The 26,162-nt window shown below is 70.5% G+C and carries 5 protein-coding genes; 1 reads left to right on the forward strand and 4 read right to left on the reverse strand.

Going from position 1 to position 26,162, the window contains the following annotated elements; genetic code table 11:
• Positions 1-55 precede the first annotated feature (55 nt).
• The 4 genes from ACE3RQ_RS08470 to ACE3RQ_RS08485 form a co-directional block, all read right to left on the reverse strand.
• Complete coding sequence (locus tag ACE3RQ_RS08470; RefSeq protein ID WP_374521529.1) at positions 56-523, reverse strand: hypothetical protein; 468 nt, start codon at positions 521-523, stop codon at positions 56-58.
• 12 nt (positions 524-535) lie between these two features.
• Positions 536-23,290: a leukotoxin LktA family filamentous adhesin gene (locus tag ACE3RQ_RS08475; RefSeq protein WP_374521530.1), complete on the reverse strand. Its 22,755-nt coding sequence runs from the start codon at positions 23,288-23,290 to the stop codon at positions 536-538.
• 93 nt (positions 23,291-23,383) lie between these two features.
• Positions 23,384-24,289, reverse strand: coding sequence for a SapC family protein (locus ACE3RQ_RS08480; protein ID WP_374521531.1), 906 nt, complete (start codon positions 24,287-24,289; stop codon positions 23,384-23,386).
• 108 nt (positions 24,290-24,397) lie between these two features.
• Positions 24,398-25,057 carry a hypothetical protein gene (locus ACE3RQ_RS08485; protein ID WP_374521532.1) on the reverse strand — a complete coding sequence of 220 codons (660 nt, stop codon included), beginning with the start codon at positions 25,055-25,057 and terminating at the stop codon, positions 24,398-24,400.
• 197 nt (positions 25,058-25,254) lie between these two features.
• Here ACE3RQ_RS08485 and ACE3RQ_RS08490 point away from each other — a divergent pair, with 197 nt between their 5' ends.
• Complete coding sequence (locus tag ACE3RQ_RS08490; RefSeq protein WP_374521533.1) at positions 25,255-26,118, forward strand: type II secretion system protein; 864 nt, start codon at positions 25,255-25,257, stop codon at positions 26,116-26,118.
• Positions 26,119-26,162: the final 44 nt, after the last annotated feature.

Consider the following 26,162-nt stretch of genomic DNA (forward strand, 5'->3'; position numbering starts at 1 on the left):
GCATTGCACCGCGCCGCCCTCTTCCCCCGCCAGCCGCGACACGCGGCCCGGCGGCTCATGGCCTGCGCTGGCGTACCGCCCAGACGTGCTCATCAAAGGGCATGGCCGGCAGCCCGGCCACCGGTGCCAGCCACACCTGCGCCCAGCCTGGGCGGTCGTGGCGCACATACAGCCCACCCTCGTTTTCTTGCGTCAACCCGTGCTGGGTGCGAAACACCAGCCGCTGGCTGGGCGCGTAGTAGGTGCCCTTCTGGTCGGCAAAGCGCACCCGGTAGGGCGCCTTGGGCAACTCCAGCACCACCCCAGGGCGAATTTCGGTGTGGTGCTCAGACACCAGCTCCACCCAGGCACCCAAGGCCTGTTCGGGCGGACGCGTGGGTGGCGCCTGCAAAGGCGCAGCGCAGCCCACGGCGCCCAGGGCCAGGCAAAGGGCGGCCAGGGCCGCCGCCGGCCGGGCCAGCCGCCCCAGGCCTACGAGCCTGGCCTTTGGGTGCGGTGCACCAGCTGAAAGTGAGGTGGTCATGGGTAAGGTCATTCAATATCCCGTGGGCACAAAGCGCGAACCGCTCAGGCCAGCAACGAGCTGGCTGCCCGAGGTACGGGGCAGCAGGTTGATGGTGGTGATGCGCAGCCCACCGGTGGTGGCCGCCACGCCACTGGCGGCGTCGCGCGCGGTGAGGGTGCCCACCTGCACATTGCCCGTGGCTGCCGTCGCGTTCACGCGGTTGCCGTCCAGGCTGGTGCCGATCAGGGCGTAGCCGGTGTTGGCGCCCGTGGTAAAGGCCGACTTGGCGCTCAGGCCAATGGTCCCCGAGGCCCGCAGCGCGCCGAACGACAGAGCGCCCCCCGTGCTGCTGGCCGTGAGGTTGCCGGCCGACACGGTGAGGTTGCCCAGGCTGCCATTGCCGCCAGCGGTCAGTACCTGGTTGCCCGTGGTGGTGCCGGTGGTGAGCGTGAGGCCCGTGCCTGCGTTCAGGGTGGCGCCGCCGGCCGTCACGGTGAACGAAGTCAGGGTCAGGCCCAGGCCTGTGGTGGCCTCGAAGCCGGTGCGCGTGGTCACCGTGCTGCCGGTGAAGGCACCGCCTGCCGCCACCACCCGCGCATTGCCCGTGGTGGCGGTGATCGCGCCGGTGGCAATGGGGCCTGCCGCAGTGGCCAGGTCCACCGTGAAGGGCGCGCCGGCCAGGCCAGTCACGCCGCGCGCGGTGATCGCGCCGCCCGTGATGGCGGTGCTGGCCGTGCTGCCATCGGGTCGCAGCGCCGTCATCAACACCCGGCCACCTGCGGTGGCGCTGGTGTAGGCGATGTTGCCGTGGTTGGCCGTGAGCTGCACGTCGCCCAGCGTGGCGCTCAGCGCGCCGGTGCTCAGGCTGGTGGCGCTGGTCAGGGCCATGGCTTGCGCGGTCACGCTGCCCGTGGTCAAGGCGCCCGCCGTGGTGTCCAGCAAGACCCGGCCCGAGGTGGCGGTCAGCGCCCCCAGCGAGACCTGGCCCTGCGCGGCGCTCACCCGGATCGCATCCACCGGGTCGGCCGCCGAGCTGGTGATCGCCCCACCCTGCACGCCGGTGGACGGCGTGGTGGCCGCCAGCAGCCCGGTGCTGCTGAGCGTGACGCCGCGCGCCGTGACGGTGGTGTAGCGCAGGCCACCGCCAGTGGCCGTGGCCTCCACCGCCCCGCTGGTGCTGGTGGCCGTGCCCAGCGACAGGTCGCCCTGTGCGTTGGCGGTGATGCCCGTCAGGCCATTGACGGTGGTGAGCTGCACCGCGCCAGCGGTGTTGGTCACGCTGGCCGTGCCAGCGCGCGAGAGCACCGAACCCGCCGTCAGCGTGCCACCGGTGGTGCGCAACGTGGCGTTGCCCTGGCTGGTGAGGCTGGTGAGGGCGATGCCCTGCCCCGCCACCACCGAGGCGGTGCCCGCGCTGCTGACCAGGGTGCCCACGCTGGCCCGGCCACCGGTGCTCAGGCCAATGGCACCCGAGGCCGTGCCGCTGGTGAGCGTGAGGCCTGTGCCTGCGTTCAGGGTGGCGCCGCCGGCCGTCACGCTGAACGAGGTCAGGGTCAGGCCCTGGCCTGTGGTGGCCTCGAAGCCGGTGCGCGTGGCCACCGTGCTGCCGGTGAAGGCACCGCTGGTGGTACTGACCCGCGCGTTGCCCGTGGTGGCCGCGATGGCGCCGGTGGTGATGGGGCCGAACTCGGTGGCCAGGTCCACCGTGAAGGGCGCGCCGGCCAGGCCAGTCACGCCGCGCGCGGTGATCGCGCCGCCCGTGATGGCGGTGCTGGCCGTGCTGCCATCGGGTCGCAGCGCCGTCATCAACACCCGGCCACCTGCGGTGGCGCTGGTGTAGGCGATGTTGCCGTGGTTGGCCGTGAGCTGCACGTCGCCCAGCGTGGCGCTCAGCGCGCCGGTGCTCAGGCTGGTGGCGCTGGTCAGGGCCATGGCTTGCGCGGTCACGCTGCCCGTGGTCAAGGCGCCCGCCGTGGTGTCCAGCAAGACCCGGCCCGAGGTGGCGGTCAGCGCCCCCAGCGAGACCTGGCCCTGCGCGGCGCTCACCCGGATCGCATCCACCGGGTCGGCCGCCGAGCTGGTGATCGCCCCACCCTGCACGCCGGTGGACGGCGTGGTGGCCGCCAGCAGCCCGGTGCTGCTGAGCGTGACGCCGCGCGCCGTGACGGTGGTGTAGCGCAGGCCACCGCCAGTGGCCGTGGCCTCCACCGCCCCGCTGGTGCTGGTGGCCGTGCCCAGCGACAGGTCGCCCTGTGCGTTGGCGGTGATGCCCGTCAGGCCATTGACGGTGGTGAGCTGCACCGCGCCAGCGGTGTTGGTCACGCTGGCCGTGCCAGCGCGCGAGAGCACCGAACCCGCCGTCAGCGTGCCACCGGTGGTGCGCAACGTGGCGTTGCCCTGGCTGGTGAGGCTGGTGAGGGCGATGCCCTGCCCCGCCACCACCGAGGCGGTGCCCGCGCTGCTGACCAGGGTGCCCACGCTGGCCCGGCCACCGGTGGCGGTCACCGTCGCGGCGCCCGAGGCCGTGCCGCTGGTGAGTGAGGCGTTGGTGCCGGCGACGGCCGAGAGCGCACCTGCGCTGGCCGCGGCGGCACCAACGGTCAGGGCCTGAGCGGCCGTCAGGGTCACGCCGCCCGGTGCGCTGACGCTACTGAGCTGCACATTGCCTTGTTCGCTCTCCACCGAAGCGATGCCCGCCCGGGTGGTGGCGGTGTTGCCCGTCACCGTGCCGGTTGCCGACGCAGTGAGCCCGGTGGCCGCGCTCAGGCTGGTGAAGCCCAGGGTGCCGCCGGCCGTGGCGCTGGTGCTGCCGGCGCTGCTGGTGAGCGAGCCCACGGTGAGCGCGCCGCCGGCATTGGCCGAGGCAGCCGCGGTGGCGGTGCCGCTGGTGAGGGTGAGGTTGCGACCGCTGCTCACGGTGAGCGCACCGCCACGGGCGGTGGCGCTGGTCACGGTGGTGTCGGCGGTGGCGCCCTGCACGTCGATGCTCACCGCCCCGCCTGCGCTCACCGAGGACACGGAGGCGCCCAGCGTGCCGCTGGCGGTGCCGGTGCTGCCCAAGGTGGCGTTGCGCGTCGCGGTGGCGGAGGTGATGGCCAGGCGGCCGGCGGCCTGCACGGTGAGGTCGCGCGCCGCGCTGAGGTTGGCCATGGTCACGCCGCCCTGGCTGCTGGAGACCGACACATCGCCGGTGCTGGAGGCCACCCGGGTGCCCACCAGGTTGCCCTGGGCGCTCACCTCGGCCGCCGTGACGGCGGACACCACCACGTCGCGCGCGTCGGTGGCGCCCTGCGCCAGCGACACACCGGCGGTTCGGCTGGTGGCCACGATCACGGGCACATTGGTCTCGATCGAGCGGGTGCGCGCGTTGGACGCGGCGTTCACATCGCCAATGCCGCCCTGGGCCGACAGCACCACGCCGCCGGTGGCGCTGCGCACGGTGAGGTCGGTGTCGGCGTCGCCGCCGTCGGTGATGGCGCCGCCGGTGGTGGAGACCACGATGGCACCCGAGCCCGCATTGGCCGAGCTGATGCCGGTGAGCGCGATGTTGCCGGTGGCGGTGAGCACCACGGTGCCTGCACCGCCGTTCACGGTGGCGCCTTCGGCCATGGTGATGGTGCTGCCCTGCAGCACCACGCTGCCCGTGCCGTTGCTCACGTCGGCGTCTTTGCCCAGGTTCAGCGCCTGGGTGCCAGCGGACAGCGACACGCCGGTGGCGGCACTCACCGGGCCCAGCAGTTCCAGCCCGCCCAGCGTGCCATTGAAGACCAGCTGGCCGCGCGTGGCCGTGGCCGAGCCCACGCGCAACACGCCGTCGACGGGGCGCACGTAGGCCGAGCCGCCGGCCTCCACCACGCGCACCTGGCCGTCGGCGGCGGTGGTTTTCACCGAGATGGGCGTGATGCCCTGGCCGATGTCCTGACCAGCGCGCAGCTCCACGTTCTGGCCTTCCACGGCCTGGGCCAGGGTGCCCTTGTCGTCGATGAGCGAGTAGCTCGAGCTCACGCCAGCGTCGCCACCGGCGCTCACCTGGCCAATGCGCAGCGAGGCCAGCGAGGCGTCCAGCCACACATCGCCACCGCCCACGGCCACGGTCTTGGTGATCTCTTTGTTGAACACGTCGACCGGCTTCTCGCTGCTGCCGATGGAACCGGTGGCCAGCAGGGTGACGCCGCGGCCCGCCGCGTTGACAGCGGCGGCGTCGCTGCTGTCGGTGATGTTGCCGCTGGCCACCACCACCACGGTGCGCGAGGCGTCCACGGCGGCCAGGCCAATGTCGTTGGCGCTGAGTGCCACGTCGCCGGCCAGGGCAGTGAACTTCGAGCCGGTCTCCATCACGATGTCGCCGGTGCCGGCGGCTTCGGCGTCGATGCGGCCGATCGCCGTGGCGGTGCCGCGCGCGCGCAGCGTGCCAGTGGGCGAGTACAGGTCGATGTTCTGGCCCGAGCTGAGGTTCTTCACCGTGAGCCCGGTCTCGGCGCCTTGCAGGAACATCGAATAGCCCGACGGCGTGGTGGCGTTCACCCCACCGGTGGAGCTCATCTTGAGCACCATCGGGTTGGCGGCGGTGCCCACGCTGCCGCCCAGGGCCACGAGCTCGGCTTCGCCGGCTTCGATCGAGCGGGTGCGGTCGTTGCCGCGCGCATCGATGATGGAGCCGGTGGCGGTGAGCGAGACCATGCCAGGCGAGTACAGGTCGGCGGCGCGAATGTCACCGGTCTGGCGAATCCAGATGCCGTCGTTGGCACGGGCCACCAGGGTGGCGGCCGAGGGCGTGCCACCGCCGGTGAGGGTCATGGTGACGGGCTTGGCGGCGGTGCCGATGGAGCCCGAAGCGGCCTCCAGAATGGCCTTGTGGCCCTGAATGACCGAGGCGGTGCTGTTGGACGCGTTCAGGATGGAGCCGCTTACCTTGATGCGCACCTCACCTGCGCCCGTGACCTGCTCGAGGTTGGCGTTGCCACCCGTGGGGTAGGCGTCGGTGGTGTCGGCACCCAGGTAGATGAAGCCGTTGGACGACACGTTCAGGCGGTTGGACAACACGTTGAACGTGTCTTTCTTCACCACCGTGAGCTTCCAGGTGTCGCGGTCCAGCACCATGTCGTCGCTCTCGGCCGACATGATGGTGAGCTGGTCGTCCACCGTCAGGCCACCGGCCTTGAGCAGGTCGATGGTCACCGCGCCTTCGTCGCGACCGATCTTGCCGCCCGGGCGCAGCACCACGCGGTTGCCCACCACGTTGGGCTCCTCGATGCGGGTCTGCGTGTCGGTGGTCGACTTGGAGAAGATGGCCTTGGGCAGCGGGCTGCGCAGCTCGGCGTCGGTCCAGGTGGACAGCGCGTCCACCGTGGGCTTGCCAGCGGCCACGTTGGCGGCGTTCACCGCCTGGATGATCAGGTCGTCTCGCACCTGGTAGGTGGTGGTGCCGTAGAGCGCGTGCAGGTTGAGGAACTCGGCGGTGCGAGCGTCTTCCATGGCCTTGATCTGCGTGGCAGACAGGCCGCTGGCGCTCAGGTTGGTGCGCTCGGTGCTGGAGAACTCGAACTTGTAAGACGGGTCCACCGGGTCGGCGGTGTAGGACGTGACCGCCCCCGTGCTGGGGTTGATGGCCGTGGCGCTGGCGTTGCGCAGGCTCCAGTACTGGCGGTACTGCGAACGCGTGTTGCGCAGGGTCAGGTCCACGCTGTTCTGCGCGCCCGTGCCCTGCAAGGCGGCCGCGTTCCACAGGGCCAGCAGCTCTTGCTCGGTGCGGACGTCGCGCGACTCGTTGCGGTTGTTGTCGATCAGGTCGCCGGCGGTCTGGATGTACACATCGCCACCGCTGGAGGCCACCTGGTTCACCCACAGGTTGCCCGTGCCTTGCTTCAGCGCAATGCCACCCGAGGCGTGGGCGGTGATGCCGCCACCGGCCGAGTCTTCGGTCTGGATGTTCAGCGTCGATTTCACGCTGCCGTCGGCGTTGAAGGCGCCGATGCCACCGCGCGGGGCCGACAGTTCAATGCGGCTGCCCGAGACGTGCACCGCGTTGGGGTTGACGCCCACGATGTCCTGGTCGCCCAGCAGCCACACCTTGCCGGTGGTGGACACCTGGTTGATGCGCATGGCGCCGCCCAGGCTCTGGAAGGCCACGTTGCCGCTGTCGGATTGCGCGGTGAACGAGCCGGTGCCGGTGATCACGTTCACCGGTGCGCCCTCGGCGCCAATGCCCTTGGCGGCGTAGAAGCGCAGGTCGTCGCCCGTGATGGACGTGCCGCCGCTGAACTGCGTGATCGCACCGTTGGCCGAGTCAATGCTCACCAGGCCGCTGTCGTTCTTGATGGCGCCCGAGATGCCGATGTCGCCCAGGCTGGTGATGTCGATCAGGCCCGAGTTGTAGCCCACCAGTTCAATGGCGATGGGGTTGTCGGCGCGCACGCGCTGGGTGAACACATCGCGCTGGCCCACCTCGGTGCGGTAGTCCACGTAGTAGGTCTTCTTGAAACACAGGAAGCCGCACTTCTTCCACTTGCGGTAATAGATCTCCTTCTCGCCGCTGGTGGCGTAGGTCTGCATGTCCATCGAGAACTTCTGCGCCGGCGCGTTGGCGGTCGTCACGTAGATGCCCTCGGGCATGGCAGAAGACGTCTTGTTGATGACGTCGACGCTGTTCCAGGTGATGGTGCCCAGGTTGATGGCGCCCCACAGGGCCGACGACTTCTGGTACCAGTAGCGCTTCTCCTGCCCGTACTCGTAGCCAGCCGACCACACGTAGGTGCTGTTGGTCACCGGCGAGTAGCTGAAGGTGGCGCGAAGCTCGGGGCGCGACGCGTTGGGTGTGGTCAGCGTGGAATTGCTGGTGCGGATCACCGAGCCGCCGCGCCCGGCGGTGGTGGTGGCCTTGAACGCGCCGTTGGCGTCGCGCTGGTAACTGGTGACCTCATAGCCCACGATGTTGCCGCCGTTGTACACCGGGCGGCCCAGGTCGGTGATGCGCACCACGCCGGCATCACCGCCGGTGTCCAGGCCCAGCAGGTCCATGGCGTAGCCGGTCTGGTTGTCGATGTCGAAGCGGGCGTAGCCGTCCAGCGCGCGAATCACGCCGCCGCCGGTGTTGATGATGGAACCCACCACCTCCACCAGGCCGCCGGTGACGTTGGTGGCCGCCACCTTCAGGCGGTCGGTCTCGGCGTCGTAATAGACGATGGGCTCCAGGCGGCGGTTGGCCATCTCCGCGAGCAGCTCGTCGCGCCTGGTCTGGGTGATGGTGCCGTTGGCGAACTGCTTCTGGATCTCGGTCTCGTTGTCGGTGGGCCGACGGCCCGCCACCTGCACCAGCGACGAACGGCCCTGCGCCTGGTAGGTGCCGCGGTTGGCCGTCCACTGCTTTTCCCAGTCGCTGATGATGGTGTTCACCTTCGCGTTGGTCAGCGTGACCTTGTAATCGGCCTGGCCCGACTGGATGGTGCCGTTCACGTTGAGGTAGCGCGCGCCCAGGAAAATGCCGCCAGTGGCGTAAATGCCACCCGAGCCGTTCTTCACGCAGTTCGAGTCGTAGCTCAAGGAACCGACCACGCCGGCACGCGCGGTACCGCAGCGCACCACCCCCATCGTGTCGAGCTTGGTCTGCTGGTCGTTGGTGTAGGCCACCGCGTACAGGTTCTCGGGCGAGCCCCCAATAGACTGGCTCACGCTGGGCGACGACAGCACGAAGTTCTTGCCCGCGTTGACCTGCACCTCCAGGCCATCGAGGCGGGGCACGTACAGCGGGTCTTCCTGCGTCACCGAAATGCTGCCCGCGGTGTTGGACAGGGTGATGGGCCCGAGCTTGTTGTACAGCAGGCCATTGACGCGGATCTCCGGCGCGCGCAGCTGGTCCTGGCGCAGGTCGATCTGGCTGCCATTGGACGCGGTGACCAGCACCGCGTCGGTCGATTGCGTGGTGGGCACGTAGCTGTTGATCACCTGCAGCTTGGGCAGCTGCTCGGTCGCGGCCCCCCCACGGGTGTCGATGCTGTCCACCGTGAAGGCCACACCGGTCTTGCTGTCGCGGTTGTAGGTGGCGATGTCAGAGCCATTGCTCTGGGTCAGGTAGACGCCGTTGTACTTGGCAAAGCCGCCCGAGCTGTCGACGATCAGGTCCTTCACCCGAATGTTCATCGGGCTCTGGTTCTCGATGCGGATCTCCGAGTCGGCGCGCGCCACGATGTTGGCGTTGCCGGTCACGTTGTTGCCGAACAGCTCCACGTTGCCGCTGCCCGCGCGCACGTTCTGCACCGTCAGGAAGGTGCCGGGTACGCTTTCCAGCGCCACCACCTGGGTCTGGCCCGTGTCGGGGTTCACCTCGCGGGTGGCAAAGCCCTCGCGCACCAGGGTTTCCAGGTAGAAGGCAATCTCGGCCTTCACGAAGGTTTCCACCTCGTTGTCGACGTCAGGGTTGTTGTCGCCGTAGTTCTTGAGCTGGGCGTACAGCGTGTCCAGGTAGGCCACGCCGGTGGCGGCCAGGTCTTCAGAGCCAATGGTGTAGCGGATGTTGCCCAGCGCCTGAGTGGTGTCGAGCTGGCCGTTGGGCTTGATCACGATGACCTGCTTGTTGCCGTAGCCCGCCTCGAACTCACCGCTGAGGTAGGTGTTGGCGTTGAGCGTCTTGCTGGTGCTGCCGTATTCGCTGCTGATGCCCATCAGCTGGCCCACGTCGCGCGTCCAGTCGGAGACCTTGCCCTTGCCCTCCACCACGTAGGTGCCTTCGATGCCACCCAGCTGGATGGTGCTGCCCGAGCGCACCGCGTCGCCCAGCACGGTCACGTTGTTGTTCAGCGTGAGCTGCGCGTCCGCGTCGGGGTTGATCGACACCGGCACCGCCGCGTGGTTGAACAGGTCGGCTCGCGCGGTCACGAAGCTCTTGTTGCGCCAGTAGTCGCGGTCCTGGCCAGCCAGCAGCGACACCGCGCCCTCGGCCACCAGCACGGAATCCGCGCCCACGGTCACGTTGTTGTTCACCGTGGCGTGGGCCAGGGCATCGCCCTGGGCACCGGCCGCCGCGCCATAGGTCTTGGTGATGGTGTTGGCCTCGATGTCCACGTAAGACATCGCGTTCACGTGCACCTCGCCCGCCACCTCAATGTCGTTGCGCGCGCCCACGGTGGCGTTGGCGTTGGCGGTGGAGCGGATCTCGGTGTCCACCAGGGCAATCGGGATCGCGCCGCCCACGTCCAGGCGGCCCACCGAAGAGCCGCGCAACTGGTTGTAGGCCCGCAGCTCCAGCAGGCCGGTGGTGCTGCCGCCCAGCACCAGGGTCACGTCGTCGCCCAGCGCAGCCGTGGCCGTGCCGTTGATCACGGTGTTGGCGTCGGCGCCCGCACCCGAAATCACGCCACCGCCACCGCCGCGCGCGCTCTCGGCCGTCAGGTCGCGGCGCTCCACGTCGTTGGTGGCCAGCAGGCGCAACTGCGCGCCGGTGAGCTTGGCGTTGTTGCTGAGCTTGGCCAGGGTCGAGCCGGTGAGGCTGGCGCTGGTCACCGCACCCGAGCCGCCAAAGGCCGAAGCGTTGGCGGTTTCGGTCTGGCTGTCGTAGCGCACCTTGCGGTCGGCGCTGATGGTGGTGGCGCCCGCCACGCTCAGGCCCGCAGCGGCCGTGCCGGCCACCGCGCTCACGTCCTGCTGGTGGGTCACCGTGGCCTCGGCGCCCGCGCCGGCCACCACGCCACCTGTGCCGGCCACGGCGTCGGCGTCCACCACCTCGTCGCCACGGGCACTCACCGTCAGGTTGCCCGCCACGCGGCCGCCCAGTGCGGTGATCTGGTTGGTCACGGTGGACGTGCTCTGGGTGGTGGCCACGGCCACACCGGCGCCCACGAAGCCCACGCCCACGCCGGTGGAAGCGGCGCTGGCGGTCATGGCGTCGTTGGCCGAAATGCCCACGTCCCCGGTGGCCGCCAGGGTCACGCTGCCCAGGCTCACCATGGCAAGACCCTCATTGGTGGCGCTGGCCCCCGCGCCCTGCAGGCCCAGCAACAGGCCGCCGCCGCCTGCGGTGGCATCGGCCGTGACCGAGCCGTTGCCGCTGCCCAGCACCGCGCTGACCAGCAAGTCATCGCCGCTCAGGCTCACCGGCCCGGCGGCCAGCACCTTCACCTCGGTCTGCACCTCGGACAGCGCCACCGACACGCCCACGGCCGCACCGGCCGCCACCGACACCCCAAAGGCTTCGGTCTGGGCAGACGGGTTGGACTTGGCCAGCAAATTCAGGCTGCCGCTGCCCGCGTCCACCGCAGTGCCGCTGGCCAGGTTCAGGGTCACGGTGCCGGCGTCGGTGGCCGTGGCCGCCGCGCCCGATCCCGCCACCACCCCGGCCACACCGCCACGGGCCTTGGCCACGGTGCTGGCGTCGCGCTCGGCCGTGGCGCTGAAGCCTTGGCCGCCGAGCGTGCCGCCCAGCGAGGTGGTCACGCTGCCGGTCTGCTCGGCGGTGGCCACCACCGCGCCCACCGCCAGCGCACCCACCGAGGCGCCGTAGGCCTCGCTGAGCAAGGTGGTCTGGTCCAGGGCGCGCACATTCACCGCGCCCCCAGCCTGCAGGCCGCCAGACAGCGAGGCGCTGCTGGCCGTGGCGTTGGTCGCCACCGACACGGCAGCCCCCACGCCCACAAAGCCGCCCGAGCCGGCAATGGCCCGGCTCTCGATGGCCGGCTTGCCGCTGGTGGGCGTGCGCATGCCCGATTCGATGGACACGCCATCGGCCACGATCAGGTCGCTGGAAGACACGGCCGCGTTGTTCGCGCCGCCCAGCAGCGTCACCGCCACGCCCGCGCTCACACCTGCCGCGCCGCCCACGCCCACGGCACCGGCGTTGTTGTCCACCGCCGTGCGGTCCAGGCTGCGCACCGCCAGCGAGCCCGCCACGATGGCGGGTGACGAAACGGTGGCCGAGGTGCGGTGCCCACCCGTGGCGCCGGTGAAGGCGGCCTGGGTGTCGTAGCGCCCGCCGCTGTTGAGCGAACTTGTCTCGGCCGCGCTCAAGCCGCTGCCGGTGCCCTGGGCGCGGTCGGCCTTGGTGGCCCCGCTCACCTGGCTCAGGGTGCCGCCATTGCCATTGAGTTCGGTGCTGGCGTTGCTGTCGGGGGCGCTGCCGAACAGCAGCACGCCCACCGCCCCGCTCACGCCCACGTTGCCGCCACCGCCGGCGGTGGCGGTGATCATGTCGATGTCGGCCGAGCGCTCGGCCGCCACTGTCAAGGCGCCAGACACGCGCACGCTGGTGGCGCTCACCTTCGCGTCCACCGTGCTCTTGCCCACGACCACGTTGGCCGAGGTGCCCACGCCATTAAGCCCACCCACGCCCACCTGGCCGGCGTTGTGGTTCAGGGTCACGGTTTCATCGGCCGTGACCGACAGCGACCCCGCGCCCGATTCCTTCTGGAAGGTCACGCGGGCGGTCTGGGCCGCCGTGGTGCCCGGCACCGACACCACCGCCGTGAGCAGGCCGTCGCCCAGCGAGCTCACGTCGGCGGTGTACGAGCCGTCTGAGTTCAGCACCGCCGTCACCTGGCGCGTGCCGTCGGAGACGATCACGCTGGCGGCGTTGTTGGCCGTGGGGCCGGTGTCTGCCTTGAGCACGAACACCACCGCGTCCTGGTTGCGCGCGTCCACCTTGGAGAAGCTGGAGAGCGTGCCAATGCGCGTCTGCGCCGCCGGCAGGCTGGCCGCCACCGGGGCCGTGTCCGAGGCATTGATGCCGGTGGACTTGCTCAGCGTGGTGGTGGCCACCTTGTTCACGCCGCCCTCTGCGATGACCACCTGGGCCATCAGCACACCGTCGTTCAGCGTGGAGGCGTTGGCCAGGTAGCTGCCATCGGACTGGCGCACCGCGGTCACGGTGTTTTCGCCATCGGTCAGGGTGACCACGGCGGTGGTCGAACTGACTTGCCCGTTGAGGTCGCTCAGCACCAGGCGCACCGCCGACTGGTCGGTGCTGTCCACCAGGTCGTAGGGCGAGGCCAGGTTGAGGGTGAAGGGTGCGTCGCCCGCCGAGGCCACCACGCCGGTGGCCAGCGTGCGCCGGCCAATGGTGCTGGTGCCGGTGACAGCGGCCTCGGTGGCGCCTTCCATCACGCTCACCGAAGCGCCCACGGCCACCCCGGTGGAGCCGCCCACGGCGGCCGAGGAACTGGCCGAGAGCGAGGTGGTGCGGTTGTCCGCGTCCACCACCACCGCGCCATCGGCGCGCACGGTCGAGTTGTTGACCAGCGCCCGCACGGTGGAGCCCGAGACGTTCACCGTGAAGCTCAGGCCAACGCCTGAGCCCAGCAGCGCCCCGCCCCGGCTGGCCGAGCCGGCCACCAGGTTGGAGGCGTTGGTGCCATCGGCCACCACCGACACGCTGTTGGCCCGAACGGCCGAGTTGTCCACCTGCGCCAGCGTCAGGCCCTTGAGCAGCACCACGTCGCCACTGCCGGCCACGCCGTACAGCTCGCCACCGGCTGCGCCAGCGGCAATCTGCGCCACCGCGTTGGTGGAAACGGCCTTCACCGAGGCCGCGTCCTGCGCGTACACCCGGGCGCCGTCGACCACCTCGGCCTTGGTGCTGCGCTCCACGATCTCGGTGCCCATGGCACCCGACACCCCCGTGCCGCCAATGGCCAGCGCCGTGGCGGAGCTGGCGATCATGGCGTGGTTGGCGGCCATCACGTCGGTCGCCTGCTCGGCCCCGGCGCTGGTCGTCCAGTCGTTCACAAAGCGCGCGCTGTCGATGTAGGCGCGCGTGGTGCCGCCAATCTTGTCCACGTTGATGGACGCGCCAGCCGCCCCTGCGGCACCACCGCCGGCCACTGCCGTCAGCGCGCCGATCTGCTGGATGGCGGTGGCCTGCACCGCCAGGCCCTTGACGGTGCGCGTGTCAAACTGGGCGTCGCCCAGCACCGAGTCGGACAACTCGGTGATGCTCATGAGGTTGGGCGCGCTGTCCAGCGTGGCGTCGCGCACCGTGAGGCCACTGCCCTTGCCCAAGGCATTGACGTGGCTGTCCGCGCCCATGATGCCCGCGGTGGTGGAGCTGGTGACGATGTTGGTCACCACGCCGCCGGCCGCGCCCACCCCCAGCGCGCCCAGGCTCACCGCACCGGCCAGTGAGCGAATGCGGTCGCGGCTGTTGGCCGTCACGGCCACCGAGTCGTTGGCGATCACATTGGTGACGTAGTTGTCGCCGCCCATCGTGGCGTGGGTCTGCGACTCGATCACGCTCACTGCCACCGAGCCCTGCACGCCAGCCACGGCCGATGCGCTCATGCCCACGGCCACGGTGTTGATCTGGTTGTCGCTCTCGGCCGTGAGCAGCACGTCATCGGCGGTGAGCGTGCCGTAACCCTGGCCCAGGAAGAAATTGGCCAGCGTGATGCCGACCATATCGGCCGTGGTGCGAGAGCCGATGCGGTTCACCGCCAGGGCTGCGCCCACCGCGGCGCCCAAGGCACCCGACACGTTGCCAGCCATGGAATCGATCTCGGCCGCTTGGCGGGCGCTCACCGTCACGGTGCCGCCCCCCAGCAGGCTGGTGGCGTCCCACAAGGCGCTGATCTCGTCTTCCAGCACGTTGGTGGCATTGGAGCCGTTGATGGCCGCCGTACCACTGGCGCCCGCCGCCACACCCACCGACTCGATGGTCGAGGTGGAATAAGCGCTCACCTGGGCACCGCCGCTGCTGCGCAACAGGCTGTCCAGTACCTCGGCCCGCACCACCTTGCTGCTGTCAGCGTCGTCAGCGGTGCGACCCAGGAAGTTCAGCGCCAGGGCCGCGCCACCGCTGGCGGTGCCGCCCCCCGTGACCGTGCCCGCGAACGATTGGATGGTAGACAGGTCACGCGCCTGCACCAGCACCGAGGCCGCGTTCACCGCCAACTCCACGCCGTCCACCTGCGCCAGCACGGTGGAGGTGATGGCGTTGGTGGTGTTGGAGCCCGCCAGGGCCGCCGAACCACCGCCCGCCAGGCCAGCGGCCACCGACTGGATGGCCCCTGACGAGGTGGCCTGCACCGCCACTGCGCCGGTGGCGCGCAGCGTGCTGTCGGCCAGCTTGGCCGTCACGTCCCCGCCAATCTCGTTCACCGCCACCGCCACGCCGGCCGCGGCCGTCCCCGAGCCGCTGATGGTGCCGGCCAGCGAGAAGATGTCGGCGTCGTTGTCGGCGGTGACGCCAAAGGCCGCGCCGTTGGCGCTCTGCGTGAGGTTCAGCGCCTGCGCCTTCACGCTGGCGTTGACCTCGTTGGTGGTGAAGCTGCCGTTCACCGACGCGCCCCCCGCGGCCGCCCCCGAGGCGGCCACCGACCGGATCTCGCCGCGCAGGTCGGCGTCCACCGACACCGCCGTGCCGGTGCTGCCCAGCGTGATGCCCGACAGCGTGGCGTGCGCCAGGCTGCCCACCTGGTTCACCGCAATGGCTGCGCCAAAGGCCGCCGCCCCAGCGCCCGACACATTGCCGGCCAGGGTGCGCACGGTGGCCGCGTCGTCTGCCTGCACCGTCAGCGACGTGGCGCTCCCATTCAATGAGCCCCCCGTCCAGGTCGCCGCGATCTCGTCTTCCAGCAGGTTGGTGGTGTTCGAGCCGGTCACGGCCGCCGAACCGCCGCCGCCCACGGCCAGCGCCATCGACTCGATGGTCGAGGTCGACAGCGCCTTGACCTGCACCGCGCCGCTGGTGTTGAGCGAGCTGTTGAGCACTTCGGCCTTCACCACCTTGCTGCTGTCGGCGTTGTCGCCCGTGCGGCCCAGGAAGTTCAGCGCAAAGGCCGCGCCACCGGAAGCCGTGCCGCCACCCGTCACCGTGCCGGCGAACGACTGGATGGTGGAGCTGTCCAGCGCCTGCACCCGCAGCGACGACGAGGCCGCCGACTGCGTGACAGCGCTCATCTGCGCCAGCACGGTGGAGGTGATGGCGTTGGTCGTGTTCGAGCCGGCCAGGGCCGCCGTGCCACCGCCGGCCACACCGGCGGCCACCGACTTCACCAGACCCGAAGACGTGGCGTCCACCGTCACCGCGCCCGTGGCGCGCAAGGTGCTGTCGGCCACCTTGGCCGTCACGTCGCCGCCCATTTCGTTCACCGACACGGCCACGCCGGCCGCTGCGGTGCCGCCACCGCTGACGGTGCCGGCCACCGAGAGGATGTCGGCGTCGTTGTCGGCGCTCACCGCGAAAGCCCCACCGTTGGTGCTCTGGGTGACGTTCAGGGCCTGGGCCTTGACGCTGGCGGTGAGTTCGTTGGTGGTGAAGCTGCCCGTGGCGGCCCCCGTGCCGCCGGCGCCGCCCGAGGCGGCCACCGACTCGATCTCGCCGCGCAGGTCGGCGTCCACCGTCACGGCGGTGCCCGTGCTGGCCAGCGTCATGCCCGAGAGGTTGGCCTTCACCACGCTGCCCACCTGGTTGACCGCAATCGCCGCGCCAAAAGCCGCCGTGCCACCGGCCGACACATTGCCCGCCAGCGAGCTGACCGAGGCCAGGTCATCGGCCTTCACCAGCAGCGAGGTGGCGCTGCCATTGAGCGAGCCGCCCGACCAGCTGGCCGTGATCTCGTCTTCCAGCAAGTTGGTGGTGCTCGAACCCGAGCCCGCCGTGGTGCCGCTGCCGCCCACGCCCAGGGCGATGGACTCGATCACCGAGGTGGACAGGCCCTTGACCTGCACCGCCCCGCTGGAGCGCAGCGAGCTGTTGATCACCTCGGCCTTCACCACCTTGCTGCTGTCTTCGTCCAGCGCGGTGCGGCCCAGGAAGTTCAGCGCAAAGGCCGCGCCACCGCCGGCCGACGAGCCCACGCCAACCGAGCCCGCGAAGGACTGGATGGTGGAGCTGTCCAGCGCCTGCACCCGCACCGAGGCCGAGGCCGCCGTCTGCGTCACCCGGGTCATCTGCGCCAGCACGGTGGAGGTGACGGCGTTGGTGGTGTTCGAGGCCGAAACGCCCGCCGTGCCGCCGCCGGCCATGCCCGCTGCGGCCGCCTTGCTGGTGCCCGAGGAGATGGCGTCCACCACCACCGCGCCCGAGCCGGCCAGGGTGCTGTCGGTCACGGTGGACGACACTTCCCCGCCAATCGAGTTGGTGGCAATCGCCACGCCCACGGCCGTCTCGCCGGCACCGCTGACGCTGCCGGCCAGAGAAGAAATGTCGGCGTCGTTGGTGGCGCGCACCGTCACGGTGCCGCTGTTGGCCGTCTGGTGGGCCTGCAGCATTTGCGCCTGCACCTCCGCCTCGATGGTGTTGGTGGTGACGCTGCCGTTGGCGGCCACCGTGCCCGCGCCGCTGCCCGACACCGCCACCGAGCCGATGGCGCTGGTGAGCGAGGCGTCCACCTCCACGCTGGCCGGGGCCAGCAGCTGAATGTCTTGCAAAGACGCGCGCACGCGGTGGCGCGCATTGCCCTCGCCCATGCGGTTGACGGCCAGCGCGCCGCCGATGGCGCCCGTGCCCGCGCCCGAGACGGCGCCGGCAAAGGATTCGATCTTGCCCGTGCCGCTGGCCAGCACCTTCACGCTGCTGGCCGTGCCGCGCAGGCTGTTCTGGCCGCCCGTGTCGCTGGTGCTGTCGTACAGCGCATAGATGTCGGCGTTGAGCGTGTTCACGCTGAACGAGCCAGCGCCGGCATAGGTCTGGCCACCGGCCAGCGTGGCCGAGATGGTCTTGATCGAGCCCTCGGCATTGGCCTGCACCGTGACCGCGTTGGACACGACCAGGTTGCTGCCGGTGATCTGGGCCGAGCGCACCGTGTTGATGGTGTTCACGCCAAAGGCCAGGGCACCCGAATAGCCCTTGGAGGCCGACAGGCCACCCGCCAGCGACTGGATGCTGGCGGTGCGGCCCGCGGCGGCCTCGCCGGCGCGCACCGTCACCGTGCCGGCGGTGACCAGCGAGTTGTCGATGATGGCCGAGGTGTTGTCGCCCAGCTCGTTGGCCGTGACGGTGCCGGCAAAGCCGACGTTGCCGTCGGCCGCCACGCCCGCGGCGGCCACCGACTGGGTGTTGCTGGTGTTGTTGGCCTGCAGCTGCACCGTGCCAGTGCCCACGTCGACGGTGGCGGACTCGATGCTGGCCGTGTTGCCGGCCGCGCGGGTGCCCAGGGTGCTGCCGTTCGATTCGTAGGTGCGCGTGCCCGTCTGGGTGACGGCCACGGCCGCCCCGCCAGCTTTGCCATTGCCGCCGCCCACGGCGAAGCTCAGGTTGCCCGCCAGGGCGAAGCTGTTGCCCTTCGTGTCGGACTGCAGGGCCAGACCGGCGGCCTTCACCTTGCCGCCGGTCACCTGGGCCTGCGTGCGCTGGCCGATCAGGTTCACCGAGGCCGAGCCCATGCCCGAGAACTTGCCCTTGGTGGCGCCCACGCCGGCCGACACACCCACGATGTCGGCGCGGCTGAGCGCCGTCGCGCTCACCTGGCCGGTGGCCGTGATGTCGGCGTTCAACTCGGCGTCGTAGGTGGTCTGAATGTCGTTGTGCACATAAGACAGGCCGGCACTGGTGGCGCTGTTGCCCAGCGTCACGCTCAGCGTGCCGGCCACGCCCACGATGCTCTCGCCACCCACCGCGTTCTTGAACTCGCTGGTGTAGCCGTTGCTGGTGGAGGCCATCTCGTAGTCGGTGACCGCCGAGGCGCGCGTCGCGCCCGCTGCCAGGGCATCGAGCGTGGCCTGGGTGGGGGCACCGCCGGCCTGCAGCGCCAGATCGCCCGTGAGGTTCACCGTGGTGCCACCCCGCACACCGGCCGTGAGCGTGTTGCCGATGTGGTTGTAGACAAAAGAGCCCATGAGCTGGCCCTTGGACGAGGCATCGGTCTGCACGCCGCCCACCGCCGCCACGCCCACCACCTTTTGCGCCGACAGGGCCAGCACGGCCAGGTCATGCGCCTGCTGGACGGAGCCGTCGTACACCAGGGCCTGGGTGGTGCCCTTGGCGTTGACCACCGAAATGGCCGCGCCCACGCCGGCCGCGCCCTTGCCGTTGGAGACCGACAGCGCGCCGCCGCCGGCACCCATCACGCTGCGGTCGTAAGCCACCACCTGCACGCCCATGGCCGTGGGGGTGGCCACGTCGCCGGTGACGTCGGTGTTCTCCAGCAAGGCGCGGGTGTCGTCGGTGCTGGTGGTGACCGAGGCCGAGCCCGCCACCGACCAGTTGCTGGTGCTGCCCTTGGAGAGGCTGGCCGAAATGCCCGTGGCGACCGACGTGCGCTCACCCGACTTGATCGCCTGCACCACCAGGCTGCCCGACTGGTCGGCCAGGTCTTTCAGGGTGCTGTTGACGATGCGCGCGCGGGTGTCGTCGTCCGACTTCTGGATGGCGATCGCGCCGCCAATGGCCGCCGAGAAAGTGGTGGAGGTGTTCTTGGCCACGGACAGTGCCCCACCGCCGGCCACGCTCACCTGCGTGAGGTCGGAGAGGGCGCGCACGGCCACAGTGCTGGTGCCCGTGCCGATGCCGGTGACCATGGCGCCGTCCACCAGGGCGGTGGTGTCCAGGTCGCTGAAGTTGGTGACGATGGCCCCTGCCCCGGAAATGGCCATGCTCGGCGGCTTGTCGGCCGCGGGCTGATCGGCAGCGGCCTGGTCGGTGCCCTCGCCCTTGGCCGGTGCGGCGGCCTCGTCCACCGGCTTGGTGGTGGCGGCATCGCCGTCGAGCTGCTTTTGCTCGTCTTCCGACTTGGCGGCCACCTTCTCGGCCAGCTTGTCGCCGGTGCTCGGGGTCTCGGTGGTGGTGTCCGTCGCGGGGGCCGGCGCTGGCGCTGGCGCTGGCGACGGAGCCGGTGCGGGGGCCGGCGCTGCCGGGGTGTCGCCCGGGTCGGGCTCGGCCGGCGGCGGTTCCTTGCCCGCCAGTGCGCCGGCCACGCCCACGGCCAGCAACATGCCCTCGGTGCGTGACTTCACGCCCAAGGCCCCGGTGCGCACATAGCCCTGCGCGCCTTCTGCGGTCTGGGCACCGCCACCGTCGGTGTCGTTGTCGCCCACGTAAGCGCGGGTGTCGCCGCTCACCTCGTTGATGGCCAGGCCAATGCCCACGCCAGAGCTCTCGCTTTGCGTCACCGCGCCGGTGACGGCCACCACGCCCACCGCCAGGCGCGCGTCCACGTTCACCGCGGGCGCGGTCACCAGCGCCTCGCGGCTGATGGAGGCGCGCGTGGTCTCACGCAAGGTGTTGTACGAGGCAATGCCGTTGGCGGCCAGGCCCGCGCCCTGGCCCGAAGTGGGCGAGAGCGACCACACCCAGTCTTGCGTCTCGGCCTTCACGTCCAGGCGCTGGGTGTTGATCTCGGCCCGGTCGGCAATGCCGGCCATGGTGGTGTTGTCGTGGCTCACCATCGAGAAGGTGCCACCCACCGCCTTGCCAGCGCCGGCCGACTCCGGCCCGTTGCCGCCGGCGTAGTGCAGCGTCTGCATGTGGTTCTGGGCGCGCACCACCACGGCGGCGTTGAAGCTGCGCTCGAAGTCGATCTGCTCCAGCGGCGAACCATCGGGCGCCTCGCGCGTTTCCGCCACGAAGTCGCCCAGCACGCTCAGGTCTTTGTCGAGCGTGTACTTGATGGCGGGCGGCAAGACGGTGATCGTCTGCACCACATCGGACTCGAAGTTCACCTCCCGCACGCCATAGGTCCAGGCCGCGCCATCGGTGGCGCTGGTGGTGATCTTGGCGTCGGTGTCCACCCAGGCGCGGGTGTCGTTCTTCACGAAGAACAGGCTCACCGCACCCGAGGCGGCCAGGTCCTGGGCGCTGGAGGTGGCGCCCACGCGGGTGTTGAAGCCCTCGAACAGCACGTCGGTGCCGCCCATGTAGGTCTCGAAGGCCCCGGTGAAGGTCTCCCACTCCAGCGGCGGCGGCTCGGGCGCCAGGGGGTCGATCGGCAACATCGCCGTGTAGAACTGCGGCAGGTGAGTGGCCGCGTTCACGGCCACGTGGGCCGCGTTGATCTGCGCGCCCGCGCCTACCAGGGCGCGGGTGGTGTTGGTGTGGCTGGCGTAGTTGACCGACATGGCCAGGCCATAGCGCTGGCCGTCTTTCTCCACCGAACCGGCCGCTTCGGTCTCGGCCACGCTCTGCAACATGCCCACCAGGGCCTGCGCGTCCACCACCACATCGCCCACCGCGTTCACCACGGCGCCGGGGCTCAAGACGGCGCGGGTGGTGTGGTCAGACTGCGACCAGGTCAGCGCCCCGGCCAGCGCCAGCGCGGGCGCCGGGGCGGGCGGGGGCGGTGCGGGAGGGGCCGGCGTGGGCGACGGGGCGGGCGATGGCGACGGCGAAGGAGCCGGCGCGGGTTCGGCGGCCGAGGCGGGTGCCGCCGCGGGCTCGGGCGCCGGCGCGGGCGTGGCCGCCGGGGCGGGTGCCGGGCTGGGTGCCGGGGTGGCCGCCGGGTCGGTGGCGGTGGCCGACTCGTCAGCCTTTTCCGACGCCGCCGCGGCCATGGCAAAGAAGCCCGAGAACAAGGCGCTCTTGGCGGCCTCGCCCGCTTCGTCCTTGGCGAACTCCAGCGACTCCGGCGGCGCCAGGGCGTTCTCCTCCTCCTCTTCCGTCGCGTAGGCCGCGCTGGCCGAGATCACGTTCTTGCTGGAGGCGTTCATCGCCATCACCCGCACATAGCCCTGCGAGTTCACCGTGCCGCCCACCACCGCCTCGGTGGTGGACTTGTGCAGCGACAAGGCGCCCACCACCCCAGCAGTGGCCTGGCCGTAGATCTTCACCTCGGCAGCGGTCTCGTACTGGCTGGCGTGAAAGGCCTGCACGTCAACACCACCCGTGGCGCCGGTGCTGGTGAGGGTGGCGCCACTGGCCACGGTCACCGCCGTGGTGATGTCGGAGCGGGCGCCGGCAAACACGATGGACGCCACGTTGTTGGTCGTGGTGTTGGTGGCGGTGTCGGTCTCGGTGGTGCCCGAGGCCGCGGCGTTCATGCCAACCGCCGTCTTGGACGCGGCCACCAGCGACAGGGTGTCGCCGGCCGTGAGCTGCGCGCCCGATTCAATGTCCACCCGGGTGGAGCCGGTCACGCTGGCAAAGCCCGCGCTCAGGTTGGCCTTGGTGGAGCCCTCGGCCTGCAGCTCGGCCGAGGCCGAGCGCTCGCCCATGGCCGTCAGGCTCAAGTTGCCGCTGGCGTTGAGCAGGCCGGTGCCCCGCACCTTGACCTTCGCATCGCCCTTGGCCTCCACATAGGCCAGGCTCAGGCCGATGGGGGCGTCCAGCCCCTCCAGCGCCAGGTTCAGGAACTCCTGCTGGATGGTGCCCGCCGACCCGCCAAAGGTGGCGCTCGACGCGATCGAGGCTTCCAGCGTGATGTTGCCGCCCTTGATGGTGCCGGCCACGTCGATCGACGCATCCGCATTGGCCAGCGAGACCAGCGTGGTGCTCTCGGTGGCCTTGGTGGCCGTGAGGGTCACGTCGCCAGCGGTGTAAGTGGTGCCACCGCTGTTGACCACGCTGGCGTCGAGCACCGCGCCCGACTGCACCGTGATGTTGGGCGCCGTGATCAGGATGTCGCCACTGTCGCCGGTGGAGGCCACCGCGCTGTTGGTGGCGTCCGCCCCGCTGGCCACCTTGCGGGTGTTCACCGTCACGCCGCTGGCGATGGTGACCGAGTTGGTGGCGTCGTAATGCACATTGGTGCCGCCAGTGAGGTTGGTGGCGCTCACCACCAGGTCGGTCGGGTCAATGTAGGCCCGACCCGCAGCGCCGCTGTCGCTGCTGGCGTCCAGCGTCATGCCGCCGATGTTCACCGTCTGGCCACCCGAGAACTCGATGAAACCACCCGCCCCGGCGCCGTCGCCGCGCGCGCGCATCACCGCGCCGGCCGCGTTGTCGGCGTTGCGCTGGGCGTAGGTAGACACCACGCCGCCGGCCTGCCCGCTGCCCTCGGCGCCCGAGGCCGACAACACGGCCTGCGCACCCAGGTGCAGGTCGCCACCGGCCACCACACGCACCACCCCAGGGCCGGCCCAGTGGTCGCCATCGGCAATCAGGCGCCCGTTCAGGCGCACATCGCCCGGCGTGGTGATGTCGATCACCCCGTCGCGCTCCTGCCAGGGCGTGAGCGAGTGCAGGCCACCCAGGTTCACGGCCGCGGCCGTGCGCCGTGGCCCGGTGATCACCTGGCCATTGATCTGCACCGCCGGGCCCGCGCCGCCACCGGCGCCGGCCATCACCTGCACGCCCTCGTCGGCCTGCAGCACGCCGTCAATGCTCACCGAGCCCGTGGCCGAGCGCTCGAAATCGCCTGCCAGCAGGCCCTGCACGCGCGTGGACGTGAGTCCCGCCCCATCGGCCAGCAGGCCCTCGACCACGCTGGTCGACGGCGCCGCCAGCACCAGGCGCCCCGCCTGAATGCGGCCCTGCGGCCCCACCCCGAAGCCATGGCTGTCGATGAACAGCAGATTGCCGCCACCCGCGCCGCTGGCCAGCTGGCCGCGCAGCAGGCCGTCCACCTGCAGGCGCTCGTCGCGCACCACGTTCACCAGCCAGTTCGCATCGGTCGGCACCACCAGCGAGACCGTGTCGCCCTGCCCCACCTTCAGCGTGGAGAAGTGGTTGAAGGCATTGCCATCGCGCAGCGTACCGGTGGTCACCACCGTCTGGCCTGCGGGCAAAGTGGTCACCACCGTCTGGGTGGCCGCCGGCCCACTGAGCGGCTGCACCACCGTCTGCGCCAGCACCCAGGGCGTGCTGGCACCCAGTGCCAGGGCAGCGGCCAGCGGCAGCGGCGCCAGCCGGGGCGACGGGGCCGGTGCGGGGCGACGGGCAACCGAGGCAAGCTGGCGGTTTTTGGCGTTGGCGGGGTACAGCGGACGGTTCATGGCAGCTCTCGGTTGGGTCGCACACCCCAGAGGGCGGCGTCGCTCGCCCACGGGTGATGGGCGGCAGGGCCCACCGCAGTGGGCGATTCAAGTTCAGGCAGTGGTAGCGGGGGGCGCGCTGGCGCGCGACACCAGGGCGCGCAGGCGGCGCAGCGACAACAGGTGCAGCGTGGCCAGCACCAGCGCACCGCTGGTGTGCAGCTCGTGCACGGTGGCGGCGTCCAGCTGGCCCAGCTTGAGCTCATCCACCGCCCAGAAGCCGTTGAGCTCCACGTCGCGGCCATCGGCCAGCACCGCCTGGAAGGTGCGCTCTTGCAGCAGCCCGGCCTTCTCCAGCAGCTCAATCTGGCGCGAGGTCTCATTCATGCTCGCGTCCACCGCCGACAACAGGCGCAGCTGCTCTTGCAGCCAGGCCGATTCGTTGCCGCTGGCGTCAAACAGCGGCTCGCCCTTGTCGGTCGAGAGCGCCGGGGTGTGCACCGCCACCAGGAAGCGGCCAGGCTCGGCGCCCTGCGCCACCAGCCGGAACGGCCAGGTGGCCAGGGTGGACGGCAGGTGGCTGGCCAGCCACTCGCCTTGCGGCCCCACGAACAGGTTCTTGCCCGCCTCCAGGCCGGTGATGGCCAGCAGGCTCCAGCGCGCCGGGCCGCTGCGGGCCATCACGCAGGGGAACTCGGTGCAGGCGGCGGCCAGCTCGGCCGTGCCGATGGAGGTGGACACCGCGCCGCGCACGAAATCAAAGCGCAGGTTCTGGCGGTCCAGCCGCAGGTGGCCGTGCGTCTGGCGGTGCAGGATGGCCAGGCCACCCGCGGCGCCCGCCTCAGGTGCCGGCACCGGCACCGGCGCCGGCGTGGGAACGGGCGCGGCGGCGGCCACGGGCGCCGCCGCCACTGGGGCTGCCGCAACGGGGGCCGGGGCACTCGCCTTGGCCGGGGCCGGCGCGGCCTCGGTGGAAGACTTCTGGGCGGGGCGAGGTGCGGGGGTGTTGGTGGTGGTCATGGTGTCAAGGCCAAGGTGGCCGGGGGGGTGCAAAACAGGGGCGCTCATGGCGGTGAAAAAAGTGGGTGATTCGGGCAAAAAAAGTGATCGGTGAGCGCCAGGGCCACGCTAGGGCGCCAGGCGGGCAATCTCCCGGCGCAGGGCCGCTTCGTCCTGGCGCAAGCGGTGCAGGCGCGTGGGGTCGGCCACGCCAGCGGGCGACACCAGCGACTGCTGCGCCACCAGCGTGCGGTTCAACTCGGCTTCCAGAATCAGGCGGGCGTCGCGGTCGCGGGCCGTCTGCAGCGGCGCCGCCACCTGGGCAAGCGGGGCAGCTTGAGCGGCAGCGGGCGCAACCGCCGCCGCCACCCTGGCGGGCCCAGAAACGCCCGCGGCGGCCACCGGGGCCGCCGAACTGCCAGAACTGATAGGTGCAGGTGATGGCGTTGCGGGCGGTTGGCCCGGCGGGGCGCCCGCAGGGCTGGCCAAGGCCACTGCCGCCCCAGCCAGCGGGGCACCCTCGCCCGCACCCGTCGCCGCCACCCCTTCCGTCGCCGGCGGGGGCAGAGCGGGCGGCGACACCTGCGACAAACGCCCACTGGCGGCCAGCCGGCAGCCCCGCGCCTTGGCCTCGGCCGGGCTCAGGGCGTCGGTGAAGCGGTTGCCCGGGCACCAGTACATCTCGCCCGCCCAGGCATGGCCCGGCCAGGCCATGGCGCCCACCACGCCAGCGAGCAGGCACAGGCACCACATCGCCCGGCGCAGCAGCGGCATTTCGTCACGAAGCACGGCCAATCTCACCATATTCCGAACAGTAATTGAAAAAAATAAAGGTAGTATCAATTTTGTTGATTGGGCCATATTTTATTGATACCATGCGCTCGCTTGCAAGTTTTTGCAAGTTTTTGCAAGACCTTGCACTCCGGCGACCAGGGGTGTCTGGGGTCTGGCTTCAACCCACCGCTTTACCAATGAGGAAGCAACCCATGAAACGACAAGCCCTCCGCGCCAAAAAGCAGCGCGGCTTCACCCTGGTGGAGATGTCGGTGACGATGGCGGCCGCCGGCCTGCTGTTCGCTGCTGTCACCACCGGCCAAGAACTGGTTGACCAAGCAAAGGCAGCCAAGCTGGTCAACGACGTCAAGACGATCGAAGCCCAGATCCAGCAGTACGCCCAGTTCAAGGGCCGCATGCCGGGCGACTGCGATGCCGACGGCGTGATTGACTACGCGGCGGACACGAACCTCGTCTCCAGCCTGCGCACCGACGTGGCCAACAACAACCGTGCGTCGGAGTACTCGTACTCGGTCGTGCTGCCGACGATTCCGGCTGACGGCGCAGACGCAGCGGCGCAAACCGCCGCCTGTGCGCTCATGGGCAGTGGCACCACGGCCGCCATGTACGACGTGACGACCAACACCACCAACGCCAACGTCTGGCTGAACGACCTGAAGGTGGCTGGCGTGGTGAGCGACAGCGCGTCGAACCGCAAGCTGGCCAAGCTGGTGCACGAAGACTTCGCCTTCGTGGGGAGCGTCACCGACAACGGCGGTGCATCGGCCAACGGCGCCGAGTACAACGCCATCGTGATTCACAACGTGCCGCAGTGGATGGCCCGTCGCCTGGCCACCGCCATCAACGGGCAAGACGCCCGTGCCGACCGCAGCCGCGTGCGCCAGCTGGCGCGCAGCGAAACAGACGGCACATATGTCAGCGCCTGGCAGAGCATTGAGCCGGACACTGGCACGGTCGACACCACAGCCATGCGGGATGGCATGGTCACCGTCGCCTACTTCTTCGACCGGGTGCCTGAGTCGAAGCAAGGCGGTACCGCCACCGCCCCTAACTGAGTCTGGCTGGTGGCCATTGACCCGTCGCCTGTGATCGCCAACGC

The sequence above is a fragment of the Hydrogenophaga sp. genome (assembly GCF_041913525.1).
Lineage (GTDB): Bacteria > Pseudomonadota > Gammaproteobacteria > Burkholderiales > Burkholderiaceae_C > Hydrogenophaga.

Coding starts and splice junctions, on each gene's coding strand:
- ACE3RQ_RS08470 (WP_374521529.1), bottom strand. CDS start 523: ATGACCACCTCACTTTCAGCTGGTGCACCGCACCCAAAGGCCAGGCTC.
- ACE3RQ_RS08475 (WP_374521530.1), bottom strand. CDS start 23,290: ATGAACCGTCCGCTGTACCCCGCCAACGCCAAAAACCGCCAGCTTGCC.
- ACE3RQ_RS08480 (WP_374521531.1), bottom strand. CDS start 24,289: ATGACCACCACCAACACCCCCGCACCTCGCCCCGCCCAGAAGTCTTCC.
- ACE3RQ_RS08490 (WP_374521533.1), top strand. CDS start 25,255: ATGAAACGACAAGCCCTCCGCGCCAAAAAGCAGCGCGGCTTCACCCTG.